This is a genomic window from Deefgea tanakiae, assembly GCF_019665765.1.
Lineage (GTDB): Bacteria > Pseudomonadota > Gammaproteobacteria > Burkholderiales > Chitinibacteraceae > Deefgea > Deefgea tanakiae.
In genome coordinates this window covers 1,248,732-1,274,517 of record NZ_CP081150.1, presented here as the reverse complement: position 1 = coordinate 1,274,517, position 25,786 = coordinate 1,248,732, and the positions used below count along the sequence as shown (strand labels likewise).

Below are 25,786 nucleotides of genomic sequence, written 5' to 3'. Positions count from 1 at the left end.
TCACTAGCTTGTCCTTATTAGACTCATGCGTAAATGCGACAAATGCGACCAGTGGAAACGTTGCGGTACTGCTGCGCCATACAAATCCAGCAAATAAGCTTGTTCGTCGCGACTAATCTGTGGTGAAGGAAACATTGGGATTTGTAGCTCTGATAAACGCAAAGCACCTAAACGTAAATTTTGCACCGTACGCAACCACTCCTGGTTGGTATTTGGATCAAACTCGGGTAAGCCAATCAGATGCCGAGTTCCCAAGCAGACTTCTTTCAAACGTTGCGACAAAATATGCTGCCGTTTGGGATCCAATTGACGACGTTGTAGTCCTAGCCACAGCCAGAGCAGCGCCGCCTGTAGTCGCTCGATGAAATCGGCCTTAACGATAGGCGCGGCTAAGGATTGGACTAAGCAGTCATCAGCAGCCAATTGCAAATTGAGCTTGGATTCAACCCAGTAGATTTGACCACGCCCAACGATGCAATTCTTCAGCAACAGACCTTGCCCAATCAAACTATCCGGCAAAAAGAGCGTGTTCTCAGCTGAAACCTCTTTATCCAAGACGCAGCCGCTGGCCAAGACACAATTTGGCCCCAGCTCGACCCCTTTCCGGATGATGCAGTCTGGGCCAATCAATAAAGGTCCTTGCAAAATGGCGCCCTCCTCAATCAATACATTTGGAGCGAGCCAAATATCACGTCCTTCTTCTGCATAGCCAGGCACATAGTTTGGCTCGTGCTTCAAAAGCTTCGCTTGTGCAGCAAGAAACTCTGCAGGGCTGCGCAAGCCAAGACCTTCAAACACCAAGGCATTATTTGGCAGAGCAAGAGATGACGATGGCGGATTGCGAAAAATATCGGCCAAACACAGCGCCCAACCCGACCAAGTCCCATCGGCTAGTTGCCATTGCGCACTGATGTCGGATGCCAATGGCTCATCAGGCAAACAACCAGGCGCCACCACCCATACTGAGCCTGCTAGCGGCAAGTGACTTAAACGTTTATTCAAAGGCTGATTCGCACCCAAAAGGTGATAGTGAATCTGAATCCCCCATCGACTACCTTGCCCGAGTAAAGCCTCAATACCAGCATGAGCTAGATCAACCATCACATGCAATTGTTGGACCCCCTGCTCAACCATCCGTATGACGGTACGCTCTAACAAAGTTTGCCCTAGCAATGGCAAAAATAAAGTCGACATTTCACTCTGCTGCGGCCATACATTCATTTCCGCGAGTAACACCCCGTGCACCTGATCAGGGTGTTCGGCCGCGACTGATGGCACCGATAAGACAGGATGAGCACTATACGCAAACCGACAACGCTGCCGAACTACACGAGCAAGAAAAGTAAAATTCCCCACCAAATAACGCTGCCACATCCGGCGTGGTTCTTGGATTAAACGCCAGCTCCACTCCATACCAATTTCGCGCAACCAAACTGGCGCACGTGAAATCCGTCCTGAATAAAAATCAAATAAGCCGCCCACGCCCATCGCCACCGGCGTTTGTAATTGCGCTAAATGTTCAGCAATCCACATATCTTGCTTAGGTACGCCCATTGCCACTAATAAAACATCAGGATGGGTATCGCGTATTTTTTGAATAATATTGGGGGTATCTTCTTCTGCAAAGTAACCATGTTGGCTTCCAGCAATATGCAACCCAGGGTATTCCCAAAGTAATTGTTCTGCCATTCGGCCTGCAACGCCACGATGAGCGCCTAATAAATACACCCTAGCCTTCTGTTGTTGCCAATATCGGCACAACACCGGAAACAGATCCGTCCCATTGGTATTTTCTTTTAAAGGCGTCCCCAACATCCGACTGGCCAACAGCACACCACTGCCATCTGGTAATAACAAATCCGCAGCATTGAGCATGCCGCGATAGCGTGGGTTTTGGCTGGCTAAATTGGCGCAATGTGGATTCACAAATGCGATGCGATGAAATTGACCATCGCCCTGCCATTGCTGTAATTGCTCAATCACTTCGGTTTGACGCAGATTGTCGAGCCATAAGTTTAACAAGGGCCAGCGAGCGTCACTTTGGCGTGCCGCGCGACCGATCAATAGACTAGCCCCATAGCGCACTAGCAAAGCCGCATCGTAGCGCCAGCCTCTTTGCATAGCGTCGGCCTGATCACAGTCGACCTCATCACCCAAAGGCAGCGCCATCCGTACATGTAGACGCCAAGTCGAACACAAGCCCATCGCCTGACCCTGTGCAGGTCCAATCCAGCGTAGTGAATTACCTACCACTTTTCTCATGTTTTGCGCGCCCATTTGGCAAGCTCCAAACACGAGCCCCAAAGGTGCTAAGCAACACCAACACAATAGTGCCATCACGCGACCAAAGTGGACGGCGGCCATTTGATAACTGAATTGAGAGATTGAATTCATCACACACCTCCACTTAATACGCACCGCGGCCAAAGACCACCGCTGGAATTGTTTTTAATAAGATACGGATATCCAATGCCAAACTACGACGGCGGATGTAATCCAAATCCATTTCTAACTGCCCCATAAATGCCACCTCAGAGCGACCACTAACCTGCCAAATACAAGTCAATCCGGGCTTAATCTCTAAGCGTTGCCGTGCATATAAACCATATAAGGCAACTTCTTTTGGTAGTGGTGGACGTGGACCGACCAAAGTCATTTCACCTTTAAGTACACACCATAATTGCGGAAACTCATCCAGACTCAAGCGCCGAATCCATCTGCCAATCCAAGTGACTCTTGGATCGCGTGCCAATTTAAAGGTATGACTGTCTTGATGCTGATTAGCTAAAGCGGATTGCAAGGCTTCTGCATTAATAACCATGCTGCGAAATTTAGGAAAGTCAAACAACTGGCCTCGATAGCCAACTCGTCGTTGCCAGTGAAAAATAGGACCACCATCAGTTAACTTAATCGCAACAGCAATACACAACCATACTGGCCATGCTAAAAGCAAAGCCATCACTGCGGCAGATATGTCCCACGCTCGGCGCACCGTACGCGTCACTTGCAAACGCAAATGAAAGCGGCCACGAAGCAGTCTCACCCGCCAGCGTTGTATATTGATCTGGCTGTAGCGCTTTTCTAAAAGCTTGAGCTGGGATAATTCAAGCGGCGTATTCATGTTGGCTTCCCCTAATTTCCTTGTGTATGCTGATTAAAGCAAACCTTGCCCACCCAACTGTGACCACCTTGTAAAATATGCCACTCACTCAACCCATCGCATTAAATACCCATCTCAGCGTTTTGGTCGTAGATGACATCGCCATTACCCGTTTGCAAATTTGCAGCATCGTACAAAAACTAGGCTTTAAAACACTGCAAGCTAGTGGTGGCGCTGAAGCTTTACGTCTATTCGAAGCCGAGCAGCCAGATATCGTACTACTGGATTTATTAATGCCGGAAATCGATGGTTTTGCGGTGACTCGTGCCATCAAAGCCACTGAGGGCGAACGTTGGACCCCCGTGGTGGTGCTCTCTGGTTTAGATGGTGAGGCGCATTTACTCAAAGCATTACAAGCACAGGCCGACGACTTTTTACACAAACCCATCTCTGCTGAAATTTTGGGGCATAAACTCAACAATCTCGCCCGCGTTTTAAACTTGCAAAGGCAGCATAGCGCGCTGCTAACTCGCTCTCGTGCGATCACCGAAAATAGCTTTGATGGAATTTTAGTGGTCGATCCCCATCAACGAATACAAGGGATTAACTTTCGCGGCGAGCTACTGTTTCATGCAGAACGTGAGCAACTGATTGGTCGCCCGCTGAGCGAGCTACTACCTAAACTTCAATTGAATGGCGCTGCAGAAGCCGGCTTACACAGCCAAGTACTGCTTGCCAAAGGCTTGGACGGGAGTGAGTTACCGGTTGAAGTGGGTGTGACTTTCTTTTATCAAGATGATGAGCCTTATCTTTTAGCGACGGTGCGCGACATTAGCGAACGTGAACGAGTGGATCAACTTAAACAGCAGTTTATCGCAACACTCAGCCACGAATTGCGTACCCCTCTGACGTCGATTATTGGCGCACTTAAAATGCTACACGGCACCCAAGCTGCGCAATTTAATGCCACAAGCACCCAACTCATCGAGATGGCAGATCGCAATGCCGGGCGTCTACTAAAAATGGTCAATGAGCTGCTTGATATTAATCGCAGCGCTGCGGGCAGTTTGCAGCTCGATCTGCAATGGCATTCGCTGGGTGAACTACTTGCCGAAGCTCAATCGGCGCATGCGGGCTACGCCGCTCAGCACCAAGTCAAAATCCAATTAGCTTTAGCGCCCGAAATCAGCAATACACAAATACTCACCGATCACCATCGCTTGATGCAAATCTTAGGCAACCTTATTTCTAATGCATGCAAGTTTTCACCTAAACAGGGCACGGTCACGGTGCGTGCGCAGATCCATGATGAGCAACTCCACTTAGCAGTTGAAGACCAAGGCAACGGCATCCCAATTGACTTTCAACCTCGATTATTTACCCCATTTAGCCAAGCCGAGTCAGGCGACGCCCGCATCCGCGGCGGCAGCGGCCTTGGCTTAGCGATTACCAAACAATTGATCGAAGCGATGGAGGGGCAAATTCATTATCGAACCAGCGAGCTTGGCACCTGCTTTGAACTGGCCTTCCCGCAAGGAGCTTTGCAATGCAAGCCTTAAATCAAATCGCCATCATTGAAGATGATGCCGATATCCGTAGCTTATTAGAACTCAGTTTAACGACTTTAGGTGGATATACAATAACAGCGTATTCACTTGCAAGCATTGCAATAAAACACCTAGAAGGAAATACCCTACCACAAATGATAGTGCTTGATGTAATGATGCCTGAACTCAGTGGCCCTGAATTTATTCCATTGCTGCGGGCACTACCTCATGGCTGTGCGGTGTGTATTGTCATGTTAACCGCCAAGGCAAGCACCGAAGAGCTGGCACCACTGATTGCGGCCGGTGCCAACTTTGTCGCCAGCAAACCCTTTGATCCAATGCTATTACCTGAACTACTCAATCATTTCTGGAGCGAGTTTCATGCCGGAGTTTAATCAAGACGCTTTCGCCGCAGGCCTCACTCAATTGCGGCAACGCTTTCAAATTGAGCTCCCACAGCGCCTCGCCCTGATTGAAGCAGCTTGGAAAAACAGCACGCAAGACACTGCTAGTGCTGAATTACTCAACGAATTACACCGTCTCGCAGGTGCTGCTGGCTCACTTGGTTTTGCTGAAATTAGCCGCCTGACTCGTGAACTCGAACATACACTCAAACACGAGCTGGTTCCCATTGACTGCTACCTTAAGCAATGCCTCCAGCATAACGTTTGGTAGCCGCAGCGCGCATTAATGGTCTTAAATTTTCGGCAGACCAGACGCCTGTGCGCAACATCCAAAGATGACAGAATGATTTTACAGTTAGTTCACATTCTGCCGTCCTAAGTGATCTTTAATAGAGTTCATAACCGCTACGGTTCAATTCCCAAGGAGCAGATCATGGAACTCATTACTCGTCACACGCACAGCACCCAAACTGTGATTACATTTAACACCACCAGCCTTGATGCCAGTAACGCGGATGCTTTTCGCAAACAAATCCGGCCAGTTCTTGAATCATCTGGAAAAATTGCACTCGATATGTCAGCGCTCTCTTTTGTTGATAGCTCTGGTTTAGGCGCCCTCTTATCTTGTTTACGTTTTTGCACCGAGCAAGGCGGCAGTTTTGCGCTCTATGGCTTGCAACGCCCAGTGTCTGCGCTGTTTGAATTAATGCGTATGCATCGCGTATTTCAAGTATTCAACTCGCTCAATGAAATTGAAGGAGTGCAAGCATGAAAGCCCTCATTTTAGCCGCAGGCAAAGGCACTCGTTTGATGCCATTGAGTCGTGACTGCCCAAAACCGATGCTGCCGATTCTGGATCGCCCTGTTTTGGAATGTCTGATCGAGCAATTAGCCAAGCATGGAGTCGATCAAATCGTGATCAACACCAGCTATTTAGCGAGCGAGATCGAAGGCTATTTTGCAAGTGGGCGACGTTTTGGGGTTGAGTTGGCATTTAGCTACGAAGGCTACGAAGCGGATGGCCAACTACACGACACCCCGCTAGGTTCAGCAGGAACGATTCGACAAATTCAAAAACACTCTGGCTTTTTTGACGACACGTTTTTGGTACTCTGTGGCGATGCCTTAATTGATTTAGATTTAACCGCACTGGTTGCTGCGCACCATCAAGCTGGTGCACTCGCTACCTTGGCCCTAAGCCGTATCGCACCAGAAAAATGCTCACAATATGGGGTTGCACTATTAGATGACACTGGCCGCATTATGGCCTTCCAAGAAAAACCCAAATTTGGCGAAGCCCAAAGCGACTTAGTCAATACAGGGGTGTATGTGTTTGAACCCGAAATTCTAAAATACATCCCCGAAAAGACCCCTTATGACCTTGGTAGCGATGTGTTCCCTCAGTTGGCTCGTGACGGGCAGGCTTTGTATGGTGCTGAAATTCCATTTAACTGGGTGGATATTGGTCGAGTCTCAGATTATTACGCGGTACAAATGGATGCCATTTGCGGCAACGTTCCCGCCGTTCCTCGTCCGGGACGAGAAATTGCCCCCAATGTTTTTGTCGGCGCAAACACCCGCTTCGACCCACGCCGCTGCCATATACAAGGACCGATCGTAATTGCTGATAGTGTCACGATTGAAGATGGCGCCACATTGATTGGGCCACTCTGGATTGGTCGAGGCGCGCACATTGAACGCGGCGCTCATATCGAACGCAGCTTAGTTTTTGACTACACCCGCGTAGGTAGTCAAGCCTCCCTGATTGAAATGCTAGCCAGTGGTCGTTGGTGCGCCTGTAAAGATGGGCTAACAATCGATCCGATTGCCAGCGATATTCCCTGGGTACTGGCCGATAGTCGTACCCAGCTTGCACCGATTTATCATCGCGAGCAGCATTTTTTAGCGCAGCTAGATCAATTTGAGCCGCTTGCCATAGGCCAACAATAATCATGGCACAAGCCAGTGCAGGAATCGGTATCAAACCGCTCGTAAGCTTGCGTCAGCACCCTCGGCTTGCGGTTTGTGCTGTAATACTGACCTTTCTGGCGGCCCTACCGATGGTGTGGATAAAAGGTCAATCTTTTTACGAAGCTGAATCGGTCATTCAAATCGCGCCTCGTTATATGAAAACGCTCAAGGACGATAATGAGCTCGACTTTCAATCCAATTCACAATATCGCCAATTTGTGCAGCAACAAAGCAATACCATCCAGCGTTACGACATCCTGCGCGATGGCATACGGCTTGCCAATCAAAACCACCAAATACAAGCTTCAAGCCCAACAAATACAAATCAATTGCAATTGGATTACGCCATTGGCGGTTCAAAAATCACACAAGCCCCTGCACAGCCACAAAAGACTTCGCTGTGGCAACGCCCCAATGAGAGCGAGCGTCACGCCGTAGAGCGACTTCGTAATCTCTTACAAGTTTCTGCCGTTTCAGATACCTATATGGTGCGCATTGGCTTATCTGGCAAAAACAAAGCCGAACTGGCTCCGATTATTAATGGCGTCGTGAGCGTTTATTTGGAACGGGTTCGCGATGAACAAGTGTTTGGCAAAGACGAGCGAATTGCGCAATTACAAAAACGCCAAGACCTTTTACTCACGCAGATTGATGAAAAAGCCGAGCGGCGCAACACCATTGCGGGCGATTTAGGCATAGCAACCTTTTCCGAAGAAGCGGGCAATCCTTACGACAAAGCCATCGAACGACTACGCGAAGCCTTGGCCGATGCCAAGATCAAACGTTTTTCAGCCGCGGCGAATGAAAAAGCCTTTCTGACGCATGGCGATACCGATCCCGGTGTTAGATCTATTTTAGAAAGTGTGTCAGTGGACCCAGGCCTAAATAGCCTCAAAGCCAGCCTGAATAATCGAAGGGCGACTTTAGTGTCTGGTATGGCGGGACTCACCCCACAACACCCTGGCTATCAACAAAATAAAATCGAACTAGCGGAAATTGATGCTGAAATTCGTCAACAGACTGAAAAAATCACCAGCGAAGTACGTCGCAACCTACAAAGCAGATTTAGCACCGCGTCGACCCAAAGCGCTCAATTAGAGGCAGATTTACAGCGTGAGCTCACCGAGCAAGAAAAATCCCGCGGCCACTTCGCAACGCTGTTTAAAGAAGCGCAAAATTTATCCGCTGATGTGACGCAAATTCGTAAAGAACTGGATGCGATCCAAGAGCGCTTGAATTTCTTCGCCGCCGAAACCAGCGCCTTGGGTTTTGTACGTTTAGTTAGCGCAGCGATGACGCCAGAAACACCACTGGGCGTTGGCAAAACCAAATTACTACTCATGGCAATTATTGCATCGCTGGCTGCAGGCCTCTTATTGCCAATCGTTTACGATTTAATGGATCGACGCATTCATACCCCCAATGATGTGGTCAGTGGATTTGGATTCCCGCCAGTGGGCTGGCTGATCCACGCCAAAGACAATGACAGCCAATTATTCCGTACCGATCAACTTCGCCGATTAGCCAGTGCCTTGATACGCGAACAAGATCGTACCCAATTGCGCGTCTTTGGCTTTACCGCCTTACAACCGCAAGGGGGTACATCAACGACCGTATTCGACTTGCAGAAAACCTTTGCCGATATGGGATTACCAGCAATCGCTGTAGAAGCGAATGCATTTAGTCGTGACCCACGCTTCGCGAATGCACCTCACCATGATCTGGCCAATGGCATTCCATCGGCGCTTAACTTAGACACCGCCCAATTGTATTTGTCCGGCAACGATAGGCATATTCACGCCATAGATCGCTTAGGCGAAACACTGACGCATTTGGCCCACACATATCGATTCGTACTGGTAGATTTGCCGCCACTATTGGTCAGCGGCGATGCGGAACTTGCGCTCAGGTCAACGCCTGCGGTGATTGCGATTGTCGAAGCCGAGGCACAAGGGCGAGGCGAAGTCGCCCGTGCGGCACGTGTATTGCAAAGCATTGATCCAGCATCAATTGGCGTCATTGTGAACCAAGTACGGCCACTCGATGGTGGCGGTTATGTGAATGATTTGATGGATGAATTCATCAGTGGGCAAAAAAAACAACAAGCAGGCATTGCAAGTCAAATCACAAGCACGATGAAAATACTACTGCAAACAGCGCTCCACTTGCCGCGCGACCTTCAGCATCAAATCAGTGCTTTATTGCGGAGCAAATCATGATCCTAACTGACATTGTGAGCCGAATTTATGTGTTGAACCTCCCTGAACGCACAGATCGAAAAAAGGAAGTTGAACATACCCTCAATCATATAGGTATTCACTGGCAAGCCAATCAAGTCATATGCTGGCTAGCCATACGCCCAGTCGATAGTAATCAATTCCCTAGTCTGGGGGCGTATGGGTGTTTTTTAAGCCATGTTGCCGCACTACAAGATGCTCGTCACGCTAAACAAGGCTGGGCACTCATTCTTGAAGATGACGCGGTATTTACCAGTGATTTCAACATGCAGTTGCCCGTCCTTGCCGAAGTACTTGCAAGTGAACAGGCTGATTTGATTTATTTGGGGCACTGCCACGTAACAGGCGAAATGGAGGTTACCCCGGGCTTAAACATGAGTGCAGCACCGGTGATTGGCGCACATGGTTACCTGGTTCGGATCGCTTATTTAGATACGCTCCTACCTTATCTTGAAGGGTGCATCAGTCGACCAGCAGGCCATCCACTGGGAGGGCGTTTGCATTACGACGGTGCACTGAGTTTATTTCGTCAATTTAATCCTAGTTGTCGCACTTGGATTGCCCAGCCAAGCTGGATTGAACAACGCTTTTCGCGCAGTGATATTCAAGCTCACTGGTGGTATGACCGCTGGCCCCTAATTCGCCAATGCGCAGCATGGGCTCGCAAAATCAAACAGGCATGGCGACGTGCCCCCACTTTGAATTAGGAGCATCATCATGGATTACTTTGGCTTTGTACGAACCGAAATTAGCCCCTTGCTACCCACCCATGCCAAGCGGGTACTCGAATTAGGCTGCGGCAGTGGCGCTACTTTAGCTTGGCTCAAGCAGACAGGACATTGTGACGAAATTATCGGCGTTGAATATAGTCATGACGCTAGCGCGATGGCACGACAACAACTCGATCTAATCGTCGAAGGCAATGCCGAGCAGCTTGACTTCAGCGAGTTAGGGCGTTTTGATTTGGTACTGTGTCTGGATGTACTGGAACACCTCCGAGACCCATGGTTAATGCTACGCCGCCTACGTGATTTACTCACCCCAACAGGGCAACTCATTGTCAGCATCCCAAATATTCGACATCACAGTGTTTTAATGCCGCTTCTTTTTAAAGGCGAATGGCGCTATAGCGATGCAGGTATTTTAGATCAGACCCATTTGCGTTTTTTTACCCAAAAAACGGCACAAAGTCTGATTGAACAAGCAGGATTTGAGGTGACCGAAACTCAGGGCGCGGGACAACAGTGGGCTCAATCGCGTTTTTGGCGCTGGCTGGGGCGATGCACATGGGCGCAGCCTTTTTGTGCTGTCCAATACCTATATCGGGCTCAGCTCAAAAGCTAAACTGATATTGTTTACACTCCTGCCATCATTGCACTGCGTCGCCAAGCTTTAATAAGTTTATAAAAACTTACTTGGCGATCTGATCATGTCAACCGCATTTCATCGAGTGGCACTCGAAAGCATGCTCGCCCGCGCACTGTATCTGATCAGTCGTCTGGCCTTGCCACCCTTAGTACTCACTTATGTCGGTTTAGCCGAATATGGCTTGTGGTCGATTGCTTTTATTTTAGTGGGTTATTTGGGCATCTCGGTCTCTGGACTGGCAACGGTCTATGTGCGCGAAATTGCCTTGGCGCGAGATCGAGACGATGCGCTAGACGCTAGCAAAATGCTCAGTACCGGCGTTGGCTTGGCGCTATTAGTAGGCAGTCTATTTTGTGCTTTAGTGGCTTTTTTTATGCCTATGCTATTGAGCTGGTTCAAAATCAGCCCCCAGTTGCATAGCCTCGCTTCAAACTTACTGCTGCTCACATGCCTCATTTTTTTAGCTGACTTAACCTTGGGCGCTTGGGGTTACGTTTTAAACGGTCTAAAACTCATCCATGAGCAACAACGCATCTGGGTGGTCAGTTTTATTTTGGAGTGGTGCATCGCTGCCGCCCTATTGGTTTTAGGGTATGGGATTAGCGCCTTGCTGTGGGCATTTACTTTGCGTTATGCCTTATCCATTTCACTCTCGTGGTGGCGAGTCAAAAGGGCTTGGCCCGCACTTTCATTGCACCCTAAGCACCTCTCAAAACAGCATCTACAGCCCTTTTTAAACTTAGGCGTGCGCGCGCAGCTAAGCGATTCATGGGCACTTTTATTGCATTCCGCTGATCGGCTAATTGCAGGTTTAAGTTTTGGTGCCGCCTATACAGGCTTGATGGATTTGGGCAGCAAATTACCAGCTACCGCCACCTCAATCACGTCAGGCATCAGTCAAGCCCTGATGCCGCATGCAGCAAGTTTGGATGCGGCATCATTTAGTCGCTTGTATCAACAAGCACAACGTTTAGCTGTATTTTCACTGCTTGGCTTGATGCCGCTCTTAGTTGCTACTGCCCCAGCACTTAACCTGGCCTGGCTCGGCCCTCGTCCAGAACTGGCGCAGATTGTCACCATCTTATTGTGGGTGACGCCTGCATGGCATCTACACATTCAAACGGGCCCCGCTTCCAGTGCACTGCGCGGAAAAGACCAAATTGGCCTTGAGTTCTTCTATCATGGATTACGAACCATGGTTTTTTTGGTGAGTTTACAAGCAAACAACTTGCTTGAGTTCCTACAAATATTCTCTATCGGTCAGGGCCTAGCGTCATTGGTTTACTTAACCCTAGCGAGTAAAACTTTGCAATTAGCACCTAAGCAATTATTTAAGCTGATTTTCAAGCCATTGGCGCTGAACTACCTACTGGCATACAGCTTTGTTTCGCTTTGGCCTTGGCAACTAAGTAGTCGTAGCAGCGCACTGATCGAGTTGCTACTAGCCAGTGCCCTCTTCATGGGTTTACAGCTCCTTATCTTATGGTGGTTTATTTTGCATGCTGACGAAAGAAAATGGCTAAAACAAAAACTTTGCTTCACTCGCTCACTTGAGGCTCACCATGCTTAGATCAATGAGTATTATCCTGGCGGCACTATTAATGAATGCCTGCAGCACTATACCCGAAGCAATCCCAATGAATACTCAAGTATTCCAAGCGGCGCAAAAATCTGAGCAAATCGATTACGCCAGCCCAGAATTATTGGCCGAGTTAGACGCGCCACGTGAAAATGTTTATCGGCTAGCAGAAGGCGATCAGTTGCAAATCACAGTATGGAATCACCCGGAATTATCAGGAAAACAACTATTAGGTCCTGATGGGCAACTGAGTTTACCGCTGGCAGGTACGCTACGTTTAGCAGGTGAAACACGAGAATCTGCAGCTGGGAGAATCGATAGCGCATTAAAAACCTATATAAAAAAGCCTGCCGTTTTTGTGGGCATTGAGCAGTATGCGGGGAATCGAGTGACCGTTTTAGGGCGGGTACAAAATCCAGGGGTGCAGCAATTTGATCGCCCGCCTTCACTACTAGAAACCTTGGCGCGTGCCGGCTCACTCCCCGTGATTGATAAACAAGCCACATTAACCCGCGTGGCCATCTTTCGTGGTCGTGACCGCATTATCTGGGTCGATCTAAAAAAACTACTCAACCGAGGCCAGCTTGCCTATAACATCACACTGCAAGCGAACGACTTGGTTTACATCCCCGACTCTTCCGACACCATGGTGTATGTGCTTGGTGCCGTTCATAAACCTGGTGCCTATCGACTTACCCCTGATATGTCTTTGATGGATGCACTATCGCAAGCTGGCGGCCCCAACGATGATGCTGCTCCCGACAAAATTGCCATCTATCGGCCAAGCAAACAAGCGGCAGAGCAAACCCCACTACTAACCTTAATGACCCGTGAAAAAATGCTGAATTTTGCCATTGAGGAAGGTGATGTGGTCTTTGTTCCCAAGAGTGGGATCGCAGAGGCGGGTTATGTAATCCGGCAATTAATCCCTGGATTGTCGATACTGACTTTGGGCTTGAGTGCTTTATAAAAAACAAGGAGTTCACCATGTACGGCATTGTTAATAAGGCCCTTGAAGAAATGGTTTGTACCCGATTTGGCCAGCCCACATGGGACAAAATCCTGCGCAAAGCAGGGCTTGCCGATGAGTTCTTTTTATCCAACGAAGGCTATCCCGACGAAATAACTTACCGTTTGGTGGGAGCCAGTTGCGAAGTCACTCAGCTAGAGGCTGCGCCTTTATTAGAAGATTTTGGCCGGCACTGGGTTCTCGAAACAGGACGTCGTAGTTATGGCGGTTTATTAGAAGCTGGCGGCAGTAATCTGACTGAATTCCTACTTAACTTGCCCAATTTTCATGCGAGGGTGAATCTCATATACCCAGAGCTCAAACCGCCTGAATTTTTTAGTGAAGCGCTAGCACCGCAAAAAATACAACTCAAATACTACTCACATCGGCCGGGTTTAGCGCATTTTGTCATCGGACTACTCGATGGCTTAGGTATTTTATTTTCAACACCGGTCAATGTTGAGCAAACCAAAGTGAGGCAATCCCAAGACGACTTCGATCAATTCATCGTTTGGTGGTGATACCCAATGCCCTACGAAACTACATTACCCAATGGGGCGATCAACTCCCTATTTCCTTTTCATTTTGTGCTCAATGCCGAGCTATGTCTTGTCGGCCTTGGGCCATCAATCCCCCTGATTTTGCCGCTGATGGATATTGGCTTACCCATCGAACACTTTCTGCAATTAAAACGCCCTCACCCCCCGTTTACAGGCGAATTAATCCGCAACAATCAGCATTCTTTATTTGTTTTTCGCTGTATTGATTCAGATCTTCGGCTACGCGGTCAATTTATTCGTACCAACGAAAACGCAGAGCAATTTATTTTTGTTGGCTCACCGTGGTTATCCGATGTTAGCCAATTACAAAGGCATCAATTATCACTCAGTAATTTTGCCGTCCATGATGCGACGGCTGATTTATTACAAGTCATTCAAGATGAAAAAACCGCACTTGAAGAAACCCGCCAGCTCACGCAAAGGCTAAAGAAACAACGGGCGGTACTGCAAAGTATTTTAAATACAGCCGCCGATGCCATCATTACGATTAATCATCAAGGCATGATTGAAAGTTTTAACCCCGCCGCAGAACAAATGTTTGCGTGGCGAAGTGATGAGATCATTGGGCAAAGTGTAGTGAATTTAGCCCCAGAACCACATACAAGCCTTCCTCCTGAATTGATTATTAACTTTCTCAAAGCGGCCGAACTCGATGTCATCGGCAAACGCCGTGAAGTAAGCGCAAAACGCAGTGATGGTAGCGAATTTCCCGCAGAGCTATCCCTCAGTGCCACCCGCTATGATGATGAATTCCACTTTACGGGGATTATTCGTGACATTAGCTTGAGAAAATCGCAACAAGCAGCGCTCACCGCTGCCCGCGAACGTGAATTAAAAATGGGGCATGACATTCAGCAATCTTTACTCTTTGGAGCGCCAATTAAAGTTGCGGGCTTGGAAATCTCGGCTTTCACGCAACCATCACAAGGCATTGATGGTGACTTTTTTGATTTTTTCCCCATTGAACCGGGCTGCTTTGATGTGTTGACGGGCGACGTCATGGGCAAAGGCGTTGCCGCGGCAATGATCGGGGCCGCACTCAAAAATCAATACACTCGAATCATGGCTGAAACACTCTGGCCCTCATTACAACAAGGGGTTCGTCCATCATGTGAAAGCATCATCAACCAATTACATGCGCGGATCACACCTGAATTGCGGCGACTCGAATCATTTGTCACCTTGGCCTATGCTCGTATTGATATGCATAAAAACGCCTTGCACTTCATCAATGCGGGGCACCCAGAGGGCTTGCTGTTTCATGATGATGGCCGTGTTGAAATGCTATCGGGCGACAATCTTCCGATTGGAATTGACCCCAAAGAGCTCTACAAAACCATTGAATATGATTTTAAACCAGGTGATTTACTACTGCTTTTCTCCGACGGCGTAACTGAGGCGCGAAATAGCCATTCTGAGCTAATGGGAACCGATCCGATTATTGAACTCGTCCGACAGCTTTATCAAGCACAGCTTCCTGCTGCCATCGTGCTGCAGCGATTAAGACAAATTGTTGATCTATTTGAAGACTCGCATGAGCGCTCAGATGATTTCACCGCAATTAGCTTATATCGGCACCCAATCAGCGGACTACACAGTCACGAATTCCCACGGAATATGCGCGTGCTAGCCGAAATACGCCATTGGCTTAGTGAACGCGTTCAACTGAGCCCAACTCAGCACGACAAACTCAATTTAGCAGCAGTTGAAGTAGCAACCAATATCATTCGCCATGTCAGCGCCCCATTAGCTGACACGCCTTTTGTGCTGCATTTATTGCAATTACCCACTACGCTGACACTTGAGTTTTACTATGTAGGCGCCCCATTTGACCCGACCCTAGCTGAAGCACCCGATTTTAGCGGCAAAAAAGAAGGCGGATTTGGATTGTTTATTATTCAAAATTGTGTTGATCAAGTCGACTATTTAATTCCTGCTGAACAAGTTAACTTGATTCGCTTACAACTGAAAGAACTCAGCAATTAATTGCTTCCATTACTATACTCACTCAAGAAAAATACCGAGTGGGTGTGGTGATGCTGATTGCAATTGTTGAAGATGATGTGATTCAAGCGGATTTATTGGCGCTCACCTTGCAAAGCGGCGGCCACCATACGCAAACTTTCCACACCAGTTTGGCATTTTTCGAGGCAATAAAAACTATTCAATTTGATTTATTTTTACTTGACTGGAATTTACCTGATTACTCGGGCGGCATGATCATCAAATGGGTCAGAGAAAATATTGGTTGGCAAACGCCGATCATGGTCGCCACAGCCATCGAAGATGAAAGCAATATCGTAGCGGCATTAAAAACCGGTGCTGATGATTACCTAATCAAACCCATCAAATCCATGGAACTACTTGCGCGAATCGAAGTATTGCTGCGTCGATTTAAATCAGTCGCGCCACAAGTTTTGCATCTGGGCAATTTTGAAATTGATACTAGCCAGCGCCTGATCCGAATTGCTGGTAAAGAAATTGAAATGACGCAAAAAGAATATGATTTAGCGTTATTTTTATTTCAACACCCCGGTAAATTATTCTCCAGAATGAATTTGCTTGAGCAAATTTGGGGGCTCAAAGTAGAAATTGACACTCGCACTGTCGATACACACATCAGTCGTTTGCGCCGCAAGCTAGCACTAGATGGCACACACCAATGGCAACTGACTTCAGTCTATGGCTACGGCTACCGTTTAGAAAGCGTCAACCTCAGTGCCCCGGTCGCCCAAGCCAGTTAATGCTGCCACCCCAACAAGCTACGACGTATACACACCAAGTCATTATTAGATATGCCTTTAAATGAAATACCCAACCTAGTGTAGTTGCCGTGATGGGTGCGCACTTCGCTACAGATCGTCATCAATGCCACACGAAATTGCAAGGGCCCAACCCTAATATTGGCATTCACTAATTGACCTGCATTGATTAGTGACTGGGCATCCGCGGTTGATAGATGACACGCCATGCCACCTTCACTCAGGTCAATTAGATGACCAGACATATGCACATTCGCTAACTCAATTGACAGCGGTAATTCAAAGTGCGGATGCACTCGATAAGTATCTCGACCAATACTTTTGACCATGACTTGTGGCCATGACACGGTAAATTCTCGTATTGTGTGCGACTGAATAATAAATGCACTAAAAGCGATGAGTTTCCCTTCCCAACCGGCGATAAATGTCAACTCTTCATCGGGCTCAAAGTGGTGTTCAATCTCAATTCGACACCGAATGACTGCCTTGTTTGCATCTGGCCTGAATGTAGTCACCAATTCGCCATGATCCATATCACGAATCATCAATCGTAAGGGGATTGGGCCATCACGTAGATGCAAGTTGATGAGATTTAAGATGGCGACGATTTGTTGAGGGTTTTGAATTAAATTCTCATGTTCCTGCCATGCCTTAGCCGCTTCAGGCGGGTCTTTTTCAGCATTGCCCCATACTTTAAACACATTAAACATGTTCATCTCTCTTTACTGCATACATAATTCTCGCAGGAACACCCACCGCCACCGCCCCACACGGCACATCTTTTAATACCACCGCATTGGCGCCAATTTTGGCATCGTCACCAATCTTTATGGCACCTAAAATCTTTGCCCCTGCGCCAACTTCAACGCGATCGCCTAACACCGGCGCGCCGCTTTGCCCTTCATGCCGTAAACCCAACGTAACACCATGCCGCAGAATCACATCATCCCCAATAATCGTATCGCCGCTGATAATCACACCACCAAAATGATCAATTCTCAGTCGCCGCCCGATACGAGTTTCACAAGGTAGATCAATGCCAGTCAAAATTTGACTGGTCACTTTGAGCAATTTGTAAACGAAAGAAAGCGGTTTTCTCAATATGGCAGGCCGCACGGTATAACGCCAATTTCCAAAGCGATAAACGACCATTACCCATAAACCTTGCCGCCATGGATCACGCTGGTAGGTTTGCCAGTCTTCTCGAATCAGCTTAAACATAGCGCCTCCATATCTACCATGGCAAAGGTGGCGAGACGCGGCCACCCGCTGTTTCACGCCATGCTTGTGATAGCAATTGACGCAAAGCACGAGACTCTTCGCATTTGCTGTTAGCGCATGGGATAGATCGAGCTTGGTTTCGAAATATACGCATGGCGTGCCAAAGTCGCTCTAACTGACAAGCGCCCCAGGCCACCAAACCGCCATGGTGTTTATGGTAATACAACATCGCACTGCGCATTCGCCACAAGGACAATTGACTACCGTGTGAGTTGAAGTGTTTGCCTTCAACCCTTCCCGATGAAACTCCACCTATGTGTACTGCACGGCACTCCGGTTGATACCAGACTTCGAACCCTGCCGCTTTAATTCGCTGACACAAATCGACTTCTTCAAAATACAAAAAGAAGCGTTCATCAAACACGCCAACCTGCGCCAAGACCTTTGCACTCAGCACGACAAAAGCGCCGGGCACCCAATCAACAACGCTAGCATAATTTGGATCGGCCCAAGTCCGATCTACGCGGCCAAAAAATCGTGATTGGGGGTAGCGACTTGATAAACCACTGATCACTAAGAAATCATTCAAAATCGAAGGAAAACAACGTGCAGAAGGCTGATCTTGACCATTTTCAGCCAGTAAACGACCGCCGAGCATGCCCATCTTTGGCTGATCTTGTAAACAACGCAGGGCGTGAGCCAGAGAGCCCGCTTCAGGCCGAGCATCCGGATTGACTAAGGCCCAAAATTGCCCTTTTGCATGTTTAAACGCTAAATTATTCCCCGCCGCGAAACCCAGATTGACTTCGCTGCGTAAAAGCACCACCGGCCCATCAAATTGACTTACTTCGTCAGCGCTATTGTCTCGACTGGCGTTATCCACCACGATAATTTCATAATCAACGCCCTCACAGGCTAGCTGAATACTTGCTAAACATTCTGCGATTTCAGGTTCATTGTTATAAGCCACCACAATCACACTCAAAATAGGTGCTGGATTGATATTGCTCATGATGTTTTCTCCTGCTCAATATGCCGCACCGAGCGTTGCCACAAGGCGCCAGAACGGCTGCCACGAAAAATGCTTGGCAACTGCATAATTTTCCACACGACATACCGAGGCGCGCAGAGTAATGCGCTGCTGCGCAGCGCACGCGGTAATTCAAACAGCGCCAAACCAGTGTGAAACATCAAGACCAAGAGACCAAGCAACCCCAAGGCCTGCGGCCATCCGCCAGCGCTACATGCCAGCAAAAGCAGTAGCATATGTTGGCTTAGTGGCAGTAGTGTCAACTCTTGCAAGATAGGCCACAAATGAGTTTCACCCCGACAAATCCTTATCATTAAAGGGAGGACATTGCGACGTATCATCGCCAACCGCCCACCTTCCCAACGCTGCCGCTGAACCCTGGCATTTTCGCCTTGCGGCATTTCGCCGTAGACGGCCACGTCTTCTAACCACGCCAATTTGCAATGCGCCGCGGCCAAAGACAATTGATATTCCAAATCTTCAACAATCGACCCAGCCTGATAAGGTACCCGTTGCAAAGTGGCATTCGATAAGGCAAAGCCATTCCCTAATAAACCAACGCTCTCACCTAGTGCTGCGCGGCCACGAGGGCGAATTACGTTGAACGCATGTAAGGCCCAATGACGTAAAGCCGCATTAGGATCATCGCTGGCGCAATCAGGCTCATATCGTGCCTGAATCCCATCCGGATTTTCTGCCATTTTGCAGCGAAGTACCGCCAAAAAATTGGCATCGAGCCGGCTATCCGCATCAACGATCAAATACCAAGGTACATCGGGCAGTAAGGCAAACGCAGCCGCTAAGGCATAGCCCTTGCCTCGAGCGCCTTCATTACGCTCTAAAACCATAGCCCCAAAAGCACGAGCGATTTCTGCCGTGTTGTCTGAGCAATGATCTGCAATTACTAAAACACGGCAATTACCATCAACCTGTGCTTGTGCAAGCAGCCGAGGCAGAGTCTGCGGCAAAGAAGCAGACTCATTGTGAGCGGGCACCAGTAACAAAATTGGCGCATTCGAAGGAGCAAGTGTTGGCGGGGTAACTGGTCGGCGTGCCGCCCAAGTCCATCGTGCGAGTGACCAGCTGCCTGGTAGTGTCACTAAAGCCGCTCCTGCTGCGATGCCAGACATCAATTCAAGCCACATGATGATTCTCCTCACCATAAAAGAACGCGACTCGAGCTGCGCACAAAGCCAAATTTTCGGGGGCCAGCACATGCTCACGCTGACCAAGTTCAGTTGCCCAAGGCAACTGGCTATTTTCTTGTTTTAAGCGTTCAATCCAGTCATCCAAACTACAAATCACTTTGGCCGGACTCCCACCTACGACGCAATTGGGAGGCACATCTCGGGTCACCACCGAATTGGCCGCAACAATCGCATTGGGACCAATCGTCACGCCAGGTAATATAATTGCCTGATGTCCGATAAAAACATTGTCAAGAATGTCAATTTTGCCAACGTGATCCAAATTCAAGCCAAAAGCTTGATTCACCATATTGACGGAACCATCGTGCCCAAACAGGGTGCAACCCGACAAATGAACGTTATTACCCAAGCGCACATAGGCAGGATCAGTCATCGTGACATTCATATTGATGACACAACCATGCCCCATCGCATGCAGCCCCCCCCATCGCCTCAAAAAAACAGCCCACTCTTGACCAAACGGTTGACATAGCCGACGGTATAAGCCCACAAACCTTTTGTGCTGATGCGCCTGATTAAATACCCAAGCAGCAATCATTTTTCTGATAAATTTACGCATGATGACCTCCACAATGTTCGGCAAAGCACTGCGCTAACTGGCCTAAGTTTTTTTCTAAACAAAAGTCTTTTGCCACAGTCATCTGGGCCTGCTGTTTTAAACGTTCACATAAACCAGCATCGTTTGCCAAAGTGCGAATCGCGTCACTTAAGGCGTATTCATCACCTGGTGCAACTAGATAACCATTGACCTTATGCTCAATCAACTCAGGAATCCCTGCTATCCGCGTACTTATGCATGGCACGCCAGCAGCCATGGCTTCCATCAACACCACTGGAATACCCTCATTAAAACTAGGTAAAACAAACAGATCAGCTTGGCCGTACAGTGCGCACACCGCTTCTTTACTCAACGCTCCAGTGAGCTCAACCTGACCACCTAAATTTAATTGATTCACTTGCTGGCGTATTTGCGCCTCACACGGCCCCGCGCCACACAACACAAGGCGAAATGACTGGCCCTCATTACGTAAAATGTCCAATGCTTTGAGCAGCACCATTTGCCCTTTAGCAGGCGTTAATCGCCCCACACACAAGATGGTAAATACACTCGATGGGATTTTTCTCGGCGGCGCATAATCGGCATTAATGCCAAGACGAACAACCTGAATTTTTGACCACAACTCAGGAGCACTAAATTGCATGAGCTGACTACGCGCAAATTGACTGATGCAAACTATCCAATCGGCGGCAACCACTTTGGCGGCTAACTGCTGACCGGCGGCATCATGAAATTCATCAGGACCATGAATGGTGTAGGACAAAGAGCAAGCACTGATGCGCTTGCAAAGCAGGCCGACCAAAGACGCTTCATTAGCAAAATGAACGTGCAGATGTGTGATCGCTTGCTGGTGCATCCAGCGAGCCAACAGCATCGCCTCTAACCAATATGCCACAGCCAAAGCATGTCCTCGCCAACCGGGCCTTGCCAACTGCCAAGCCAAGCTGAGTGAAGAAACAACTACCCAAAAGCCAAACCGCCAAAGTACTTGGAGTAAGTCAAATAGCATGATCCAACGCGACCAGTTTTTGAGCACCAGCGTATTGAATTGCTCCTGTTGTTCCAACAAGTCTAGCTGTTGAGGGTCACGCCTATCCGCGTTCACGCTCACCGTAGCAACGCGCCAACCTCGGGCTCGTAAGCCCAAAACTTCACGTAAAATAAATGTATGTGATGCTGCTGGATAGGCACTGACTAAATAAGCCAAAGCAGTCGGATGATGAATCATGCTGCGCTCCCGCGAGAAAGCCTCGCTATGACTGTATTAAAAGTCAGAACGTCATGATTCTTGTGTCAAGAATGCAAAATCTCTGGCACATCTTGGCCCAGAGAGTTGCAACTTGTTTTTATAAAGGTATTTGATAATCAAAGACATCAACTCAGCTCAACTTGAGTTGAATAGCACCGTATTCTTCAGCCTAACTTAAGCCAACCGAGTGCAAATATGAGCAGTGTGGCTCATACACTGGAATTAGTTTAGCGCCACTTCAACAAGCACCGGATCAAGCAACTGCAACAAGACAACCGGATCGATGCCTACTAGATAACCTCGACGTCCGCCATTAATGAAAATCAATGGCAAATCTAAAATAGTTTTTTCGACAAAGACCGATAATAATTTTTTTGTTCCAAATGGACTTGTACCGCCAACTAAAAATCCAGTGTGCCTATTGGCAACTTCCGGCTTACAAGGTTCAATTTTTTTTCGTCCAATTTGACGAGCTAACTCTTTTGTAGAAACTTGGCAATCTCCATGCATAAGGACAACCAATGGCTTGGCTGACTCATCTTCCATAATCAATGTTTTAACCACTGCATTACGGATTAGTTAGACACCATGGACAATCACATAACATAAAACAGAAGCATGGACATAATTACACACAAAGAAAGCCATTAAAGTTAAATCGACTCAATTTGTATGTCCCCTACTCCACGAGCATAGAGACGTGGTTGAACCCCAGCAGACTGCGAATTCTTATCCATTTAACCACCCGTTCTTATCGGATGTCGCCACCTGCACTTACGTATTTATCCGCAGGGCTTGAGTCGCCGCCCCGGCTACAAGAGTTCTCTAAAGCGCAACAATTTGGGGAAAAATGAACGCCTGCAATAACTCCGATTGCAGACTCGCAAATTGTGTAGCCAGTTACTGAATCGCCCCGAGTTTTCTAGACACTGCCGAGCCTTTCGAAATACTGCTTTTCATACTCTACTGGTGATAGCCCATTATTGAAACTATGGCGGCGCTTGGGGTTGTAAAACATCTCGATATAATTGAACACATCTCGACGTGCCTCCTCTCGATTACGGTAGGTTTGTCGTTTGATTCGTTCCCGCTTCAATAGCTGGAAGAAACTTTCCGCGACCGCATTGTCATGGCAATTGCCACGCCGACTCATGCTCGGTTTTAAATTATGCACACGCAGTAGATCCTGCCAATCATAACTACTGAATTGGCTGCCTTGGTCCGAATGCACTAAGACCTCTTGCTTGGGCTGACGTCGCCAAACCGCCATTAATAAAGCTTTAATCGCCAACTCACGGTCCATCCGCGCGCCCATCGACCAACCAACAACCTGTCTTGAGAACAAATCCAATACTGCGGCCAAATAAAGCCAACCTTCCTGTGTGCGAATATAGGTAATGTCAGTCACCCAAACCTGATTAGGTGTATCGACATTGAATTGCCGAGCCAAATGGTTTGGTGCCGTTACGGTGGGCTTGCCACCATAAAAACCACGTCGACGACGATAGCCTGTTTGTGAACAAAGGCCAGCTAAGCGCATTAAGCGCGCGACGCGATGCTTGCCACATTGTTCGCCCATATCACGCAAGTCATCATTAATCTTGCGATAACCATAGACGCCGCCGCTTTCTTGCCACGCTTCAGTGATGATGCCAGTCAAGCGCTGGTCATCAATCGTGCGCAATGATTGTGGTCGTTGCAGCCAAGCGTAGTAGCCGCTGGGATGGACTTGCATCATCTGGCAGAGCCGTCGAACTGGATGTAGTGCTTGATGGTCACGAATGAAGGCGTACCTTACCCGGATAGCTTGGCAAAGTACGCGGCGGCCTTTTTTAGGATGTCACGCTCTTCAGTTACTCGACGTAGTTCAGCTTTTAGTTGCCGAATTTCATCCTGCTGAGTAGTTGTTTGCGCTTGTTCTGGTAAAGGCGTGGCGTAGCGCTTAATCCAGCTGTAGATGCTATGCCCTGAAACCCCCAGTCGCTCAGCGACTTCTGCGACAGGATAGTTGCGTTCTGTCACTTGCTTGACGGCTTCGATTTTGAACTCTTCGGTGTAGCGATTAGATTTGCTCATAAGACCTCCTAATTACCTCATTTTGAGGCTCTTTAGGTGTCTAGGAAACCCGGGGCGATTCATACGGATGTTCTGGCGACGTGGTAGTTTCCCTCGCGAAGCACTAAAGAAGATTGAGGTATCCATCTGGAAAGGCGCATATTTGAAAAGTGAGAACCATCTATTTGAGTTGCGGCTTGGTTTCTTCGATTTCACTAAGGCACGTAAAAATCTAGCAATGTATCAATGGCTTTAGAACAAAAATCGAACCCCTCGTTCAAGAGGTATGGCCCACAAGGTGTTGTTGACCTTCGGCCTTTTTTACGACTTGCGTCATACCCATTAATATAAGGCCGCTAACCATCAGGTAGCTGCCTTCATTATTTTTGCCTGGTGCCAGTGCTGATCGGCCTTAACGGACAGTAAAAATCTCTTTGGCGTTAGACGGTATCAGTGTGCCACTACAAACATGACCATTCGTCATTTTGCACAAGGGCATCTTTTCAACACTCCTTACTTGTAAACATTAAACGATTAGAATAAATTTACGCTACATGCGTGATAAATATTCATCACCTATTCTGGGTCGTTAGCAAGCTAGATTCGTTGTCATCACTAAACACCCTCTTCAAACCACCTCACCAAAAAGAGTACGAGCATGGATTTTGAGAAACCCATCATTAAAAGTGACGCTGCCGAAGGCCTAATTAAGCGCCTTACTGGATTAAATATACTAACTAGTCCGGCAAAACAAGATATAGAAATACCTGAACAATCTGTTGCGTTGTTCATTAGAGGAAAAATTGACTGTACAATTGAAAATACTAATATATTAATTGCGACATTCGAAGCTCCAGCAGTATTCAACGGATTGATCTATAGCTCAGGAATCTACAAACTTAATCTTTGTGCTCGCACACGCGTAAATTATGCGCTATTTAGCCAAGAAGAATGGGATGCCATACTCGGAGAAAATAACGATCTTGCGATGATGACCCTCAAAGAGCTAAGGCGAACACTTGCCTTTCTCAAAGACAAAATTGGGATCTACACAGAAAAGCAAGCATACCGTCAAATCAAACACTTCATGGAAGACTACATAGAAAAGGAACACCAAGAGAAATCTCTTCTTTCTTTCATAGAAGAGCGCTCTCCTTTATCCAGAAGCATGATCACAAAAATTATATACAACCTACGGGTAGGTGGTTATATAGAAATGGAAGATGGAATTTTAATCGACATTAAAAAAGAACTTCCCAAAAGCTACTAAACAAAATAGTAATAATACTTTACATATACCAAGAGCACTTGCCAATCTACCACTACCACAATCAGTAAGTACATAAGTAGCTTAAAAGTTTTTAAATCCAAAAAAATTTAATCATATGAGCCACGACGCTTACCCAAAGCTTTGCGAGCTAGGGTAAGCGTCCGAATTGAATCACCCTGAAAATCCCTAGAGTTAAATTATAAATTAGCTTCTTAATAACGAACATCCTATGCAATTCTATTTAGCAATAAAATCAGATCAGATGCATTATTTTTACTTAATGATTTCAGGTGCTCAATTTCCTCTATCGTTTTACGACGCTCATCCGGGTCAGTAATAAAATAAAGACGACCACTCAATTTCTTAATACGATACTCAACATAAGATTCCACAATTTCGCTCCTCATCTAATTAACAATGAGCGCAAGTATATGGATAAATTTATTTTGACAGCCTAGGCCGATACAAATAGCACTTTCATAGTAATTTTATTATGTGCATGACGGTGCCCAAACCTACTACTGAATAGGCTGCTCATTCAATAATGATGAAAACGATAACGCCAGATTCGGCTACTTCACACCAAGAACTGAAGCACATTAAGATATTAATCCGAGGCGCACGACACAGCGAACATCTAACCCTACCACCCTAGAC

Annotated in this window: 25 protein-coding genes; 14 read left to right on the top strand and 11 right to left on the bottom strand. The window is 47.5% G+C overall.

The genetic code is table 11. The features are described from left to right. Positions 1 to 3: 3 nt before the first annotated feature. On the bottom strand, positions 4 to 2,394 hold the full coding sequence (locus K4H28_RS06000) for a WecB/TagA/CpsF family glycosyltransferase (protein ID WP_221007469.1): 2,391 nt from the start codon (positions 2,392 to 2,394) through the stop codon (positions 4 to 6). 13 nt (positions 2,395 to 2,407) lie between these two features. Beyond that, a complete protein-coding gene (locus K4H28_RS05995; protein WP_221007468.1) occupies positions 2,408 to 3,121 on the bottom strand; it encodes a sugar transferase in 714 nt (237 codons plus the stop codon). 77 nt (positions 3,122 to 3,198) lie between these two features. Between K4H28_RS05995 and K4H28_RS05990 the strand changes: the two genes are divergently transcribed. From K4H28_RS05990 to K4H28_RS05930, 13 genes are all read left to right on the top strand, one after another. After that, complete coding sequence (locus tag K4H28_RS05990) at positions 3,199 to 4,659, top strand: ATP-binding response regulator (protein WP_221007467.1); 1,461 nt, start codon at positions 3,199 to 3,201, stop codon at positions 4,657 to 4,659. Next, a complete protein-coding gene (locus K4H28_RS05985; RefSeq protein WP_221007466.1) occupies positions 4,647 to 5,042 on the top strand; it encodes a response regulator in 396 nt (131 codons plus the stop codon). The genes K4H28_RS05990 and K4H28_RS05985 overlap by 13 nt, the downstream gene beginning before the upstream one ends. Next, the gene (locus K4H28_RS05980) at positions 5,029 to 5,322 is read left to right on the top strand and encodes an Hpt domain-containing protein (RefSeq protein ID WP_221007465.1); all 294 of its coding nucleotides are present in this window, start codon (positions 5,029 to 5,031) and stop codon (positions 5,320 to 5,322) included. The genes K4H28_RS05985 and K4H28_RS05980 overlap by 14 nt, the downstream gene beginning before the upstream one ends. A gap of 162 nt (positions 5,323 to 5,484) precedes the next feature. Continuing rightward, positions 5,485 to 5,823: an STAS domain-containing protein gene (locus K4H28_RS05975; RefSeq protein ID WP_221007464.1), complete on the top strand. Its 339-nt coding sequence runs from the start codon at positions 5,485 to 5,487 to the stop codon at positions 5,821 to 5,823. Next, on the top strand, positions 5,820 to 7,001 hold the full coding sequence (locus K4H28_RS05970; RefSeq protein ID WP_221007463.1) for a nucleotidyltransferase family protein: 1,182 nt from the start codon (positions 5,820 to 5,822) through the stop codon (positions 6,999 to 7,001). Before K4H28_RS05975 ends, K4H28_RS05970 begins: the two co-directional genes overlap by 4 nt. A 2-nt stretch (positions 7,002 to 7,003) precedes the next feature. After that, on the top strand, positions 7,004 to 9,241 hold the full coding sequence (locus K4H28_RS05965; RefSeq protein WP_221007462.1) for a GumC family protein: 2,238 nt from the start codon (positions 7,004 to 7,006) through the stop codon (positions 9,239 to 9,241). Next, a complete protein-coding gene (locus K4H28_RS05960; RefSeq protein ID WP_221007461.1) occupies positions 9,238 to 9,966 on the top strand; it encodes a glycosyltransferase family 25 protein in 729 nt (242 codons plus the stop codon). Before K4H28_RS05965 ends, K4H28_RS05960 begins: the two co-directional genes overlap by 4 nt. 10 nt (positions 9,967 to 9,976) lie before the next feature. Beyond that, positions 9,977 to 10,603, top strand: a complete 627-nt coding sequence (locus K4H28_RS05955; RefSeq protein WP_221007460.1) for a class I SAM-dependent methyltransferase — start codon at positions 9,977 to 9,979, stop codon at positions 10,601 to 10,603. An 85-nt stretch (positions 10,604 to 10,688) separates the two neighbouring features. Further along, positions 10,689 to 12,197 (top strand): lipopolysaccharide biosynthesis protein, encoded by a 1,509-nt coding sequence (locus K4H28_RS05950; RefSeq protein ID WP_221007459.1) that lies wholly within the window; start codon positions 10,689 to 10,691, stop codon positions 12,195 to 12,197. A 4-nt stretch (positions 12,198 to 12,201) separates the two neighbouring features. Continuing rightward, positions 12,202 to 13,176, top strand: coding sequence for an SLBB domain-containing protein (locus K4H28_RS05945; protein ID WP_221007458.1), 975 nt, complete (start codon positions 12,202 to 12,204; stop codon positions 13,174 to 13,176). A gap of 17 nt (positions 13,177 to 13,193) precedes the next feature. Beyond that, a complete protein-coding gene (locus K4H28_RS05940) occupies positions 13,194 to 13,736 on the top strand; it encodes a heme NO-binding domain-containing protein (protein ID WP_221007457.1) in 543 nt (180 codons plus the stop codon). 6 nt (positions 13,737 to 13,742) lie between these two features. Next, positions 13,743 to 15,761, top strand: a complete 2,019-nt coding sequence (locus K4H28_RS05935; RefSeq protein WP_221007456.1) for a SpoIIE family protein phosphatase — start codon at positions 13,743 to 13,745, stop codon at positions 15,759 to 15,761. Positions 15,762 to 15,811: 50 nt separating this feature from the next. After that, positions 15,812 to 16,519: a response regulator transcription factor gene (locus K4H28_RS05930; RefSeq protein ID WP_221007455.1), complete on the top strand. Its 708-nt coding sequence runs from the start codon at positions 15,812 to 15,814 to the stop codon at positions 16,517 to 16,519. Here the strand turns inward: K4H28_RS05930 and K4H28_RS05925 are convergent. From K4H28_RS05925 to K4H28_RS05890, 8 genes are all read right to left on the bottom strand, one after another. Then, positions 16,516 to 17,247 carry a PilZ domain-containing protein gene (locus K4H28_RS05925; RefSeq protein WP_221007454.1) on the bottom strand — a complete coding sequence of 244 codons (732 nt, stop codon included), beginning with the start codon at positions 17,245 to 17,247 and terminating at the stop codon, positions 16,516 to 16,518. The genes K4H28_RS05930 and K4H28_RS05925 overlap by 4 nt on opposite strands. Beyond that, entirely contained in the window at positions 17,240 to 17,758 is a 519-nt protein-coding gene (locus tag K4H28_RS05920) for a serine O-acetyltransferase (RefSeq protein ID WP_221007453.1), read from the bottom strand. The genes K4H28_RS05925 and K4H28_RS05920 overlap by 8 nt, the downstream gene beginning before the upstream one ends. Positions 17,759 to 17,771: 13 nt before the next feature. Next, the gene (locus K4H28_RS05915) at positions 17,772 to 18,770 is read right to left on the bottom strand and encodes a glycosyltransferase family 2 protein (RefSeq protein ID WP_221007452.1); all 999 of its coding nucleotides are present in this window, start codon (positions 18,768 to 18,770) and stop codon (positions 17,772 to 17,774) included. After that, a complete protein-coding gene (locus K4H28_RS05910; RefSeq protein ID WP_221007451.1) occupies positions 18,767 to 19,933 on the bottom strand; it encodes a glycosyltransferase family 2 protein in 1,167 nt (388 codons plus the stop codon). Before K4H28_RS05910 ends, K4H28_RS05915 begins: the two co-directional genes overlap by 4 nt. Beyond that, positions 19,923 to 20,555, bottom strand: a complete 633-nt coding sequence (locus tag K4H28_RS05905) for a DapH/DapD/GlmU-related protein (protein WP_255573637.1) — start codon at positions 20,553 to 20,555, stop codon at positions 19,923 to 19,925. The genes K4H28_RS05910 and K4H28_RS05905 overlap by 11 nt, the downstream gene beginning before the upstream one ends. After that, a complete protein-coding gene (locus K4H28_RS05900) occupies positions 20,548 to 21,783 on the bottom strand; it encodes a glycosyltransferase family 4 protein (protein ID WP_221007450.1) in 1,236 nt (411 codons plus the stop codon). The genes K4H28_RS05905 and K4H28_RS05900 overlap by 8 nt, the downstream gene beginning before the upstream one ends. A 243-nt stretch (positions 21,784 to 22,026) precedes the next feature. Next, positions 22,027 to 22,368 (bottom strand): YbaK/EbsC family protein, encoded by a 342-nt coding sequence (locus tag K4H28_RS05895; RefSeq protein WP_255573636.1) that lies wholly within the window; start codon positions 22,366 to 22,368, stop codon positions 22,027 to 22,029. 358 nt (positions 22,369 to 22,726) lie between these two features. Beyond that, a protein-coding gene (locus K4H28_RS05890; protein ID WP_221007448.1) for an IS3 family transposase occupies positions 22,727 to 23,880 on the bottom strand; the annotation gives its coding sequence in 2 pieces (ribosomal slippage) (positions 22,727 to 23,640 and positions 23,640 to 23,880; 1,155 coding nt in all). Positions 23,881 to 24,517: 637 nt separating this feature from the next. Here K4H28_RS05890 and K4H28_RS05885 point away from each other — a divergent pair. Further along, positions 24,518 to 25,129 carry a helix-turn-helix domain-containing protein gene (locus K4H28_RS05885; protein WP_221007447.1) on the top strand — a complete coding sequence of 204 codons (612 nt, stop codon included), beginning with the start codon at positions 24,518 to 24,520 and terminating at the stop codon, positions 25,127 to 25,129. Positions 25,130 to 25,356: 227 nt separating this feature from the next. On the opposite strand, the gene K4H28_RS05880 is transcribed toward K4H28_RS05885, so the two are convergent. Continuing rightward, on the bottom strand, positions 25,357 to 25,521 hold the full coding sequence (locus K4H28_RS05880) for a hypothetical protein (protein WP_221007446.1): 165 nt from the start codon (positions 25,519 to 25,521) through the stop codon (positions 25,357 to 25,359). Positions 25,522 to 25,786 lie beyond the last annotated feature (265 nt).

Excerpts from the sequence above, each read along its gene's own strand:
- K4H28_RS06000 (WP_221007469.1), bottom strand. The coding sequence starts at position 2,394 with ATGAATTCAATCTCTCAATTCAGTTATCAAATGGCCGCCGTCCACTTT.
- K4H28_RS05995 (WP_221007468.1), bottom strand. The coding sequence starts at position 3,121 with ATGAATACGCCGCTTGAATTATCCCAGCTCAAGCTTTTAGAAAAGCGC.
- K4H28_RS05990 (WP_221007467.1), top strand. The coding sequence starts at position 3,199 with ATGCCACTCACTCAACCCATCGCATTAAATACCCATCTCAGCGTTTTG.
- K4H28_RS05985 (WP_221007466.1), top strand. The coding sequence starts at position 4,647 with ATGCAAGCCTTAAATCAAATCGCCATCATTGAAGATGATGCCGATATC.
- K4H28_RS05980 (WP_221007465.1), top strand. The coding sequence starts at position 5,029 with ATGCCGGAGTTTAATCAAGACGCTTTCGCCGCAGGCCTCACTCAATTG.
- K4H28_RS05975 (WP_221007464.1), top strand. The coding sequence starts at position 5,485 with ATGGAACTCATTACTCGTCACACGCACAGCACCCAAACTGTGATTACA.
- K4H28_RS05970 (WP_221007463.1), top strand. The coding sequence starts at position 5,820 with ATGAAAGCCCTCATTTTAGCCGCAGGCAAAGGCACTCGTTTGATGCCA.
- K4H28_RS05965 (WP_221007462.1), top strand. The coding sequence starts at position 7,004 with ATGGCACAAGCCAGTGCAGGAATCGGTATCAAACCGCTCGTAAGCTTG.
- K4H28_RS05960 (WP_221007461.1), top strand. The coding sequence starts at position 9,238 with ATGATCCTAACTGACATTGTGAGCCGAATTTATGTGTTGAACCTCCCT.
- K4H28_RS05955 (WP_221007460.1), top strand. The coding sequence starts at position 9,977 with ATGGATTACTTTGGCTTTGTACGAACCGAAATTAGCCCCTTGCTACCC.
- K4H28_RS05950 (WP_221007459.1), top strand. The coding sequence starts at position 10,689 with ATGTCAACCGCATTTCATCGAGTGGCACTCGAAAGCATGCTCGCCCGC.
- K4H28_RS05945 (WP_221007458.1), top strand. The coding sequence starts at position 12,202 with ATGAGTATTATCCTGGCGGCACTATTAATGAATGCCTGCAGCACTATA.
- K4H28_RS05940 (WP_221007457.1), top strand. The coding sequence starts at position 13,194 with ATGTACGGCATTGTTAATAAGGCCCTTGAAGAAATGGTTTGTACCCGA.
- K4H28_RS05935 (WP_221007456.1), top strand. The coding sequence starts at position 13,743 with ATGCCCTACGAAACTACATTACCCAATGGGGCGATCAACTCCCTATTT.
- K4H28_RS05930 (WP_221007455.1), top strand. The coding sequence starts at position 15,812 with ATGCTGATTGCAATTGTTGAAGATGATGTGATTCAAGCGGATTTATTG.
- K4H28_RS05925 (WP_221007454.1), bottom strand. The coding sequence starts at position 17,247 with ATGTTTAATGTGTTTAAAGTATGGGGCAATGCTGAAAAAGACCCGCCT.
- K4H28_RS05920 (WP_221007453.1), bottom strand. The coding sequence starts at position 17,758 with ATGTTTAAGCTGATTCGAGAAGACTGGCAAACCTACCAGCGTGATCCA.
- K4H28_RS05915 (WP_221007452.1), bottom strand. The coding sequence starts at position 18,770 with ATGAGCAATATCAATCCAGCACCTATTTTGAGTGTGATTGTGGTGGCT.
- K4H28_RS05910 (WP_221007451.1), bottom strand. The coding sequence starts at position 19,933 with ATGTGGCTTGAATTGATGTCTGGCATCGCAGCAGGAGCGGCTTTAGTG.
- K4H28_RS05905 (WP_255573637.1), bottom strand. The coding sequence starts at position 20,555 with ATGCGTAAATTTATCAGAAAAATGATTGCTGCTTGGGTATTTAATCAG.
- K4H28_RS05900 (WP_221007450.1), bottom strand. The coding sequence starts at position 21,783 with ATGATTCATCATCCGACTGCTTTGGCTTATTTAGTCAGTGCCTATCCA.
- K4H28_RS05885 (WP_221007447.1), top strand. The coding sequence starts at position 24,518 with ATGGATTTTGAGAAACCCATCATTAAAAGTGACGCTGCCGAAGGCCTA.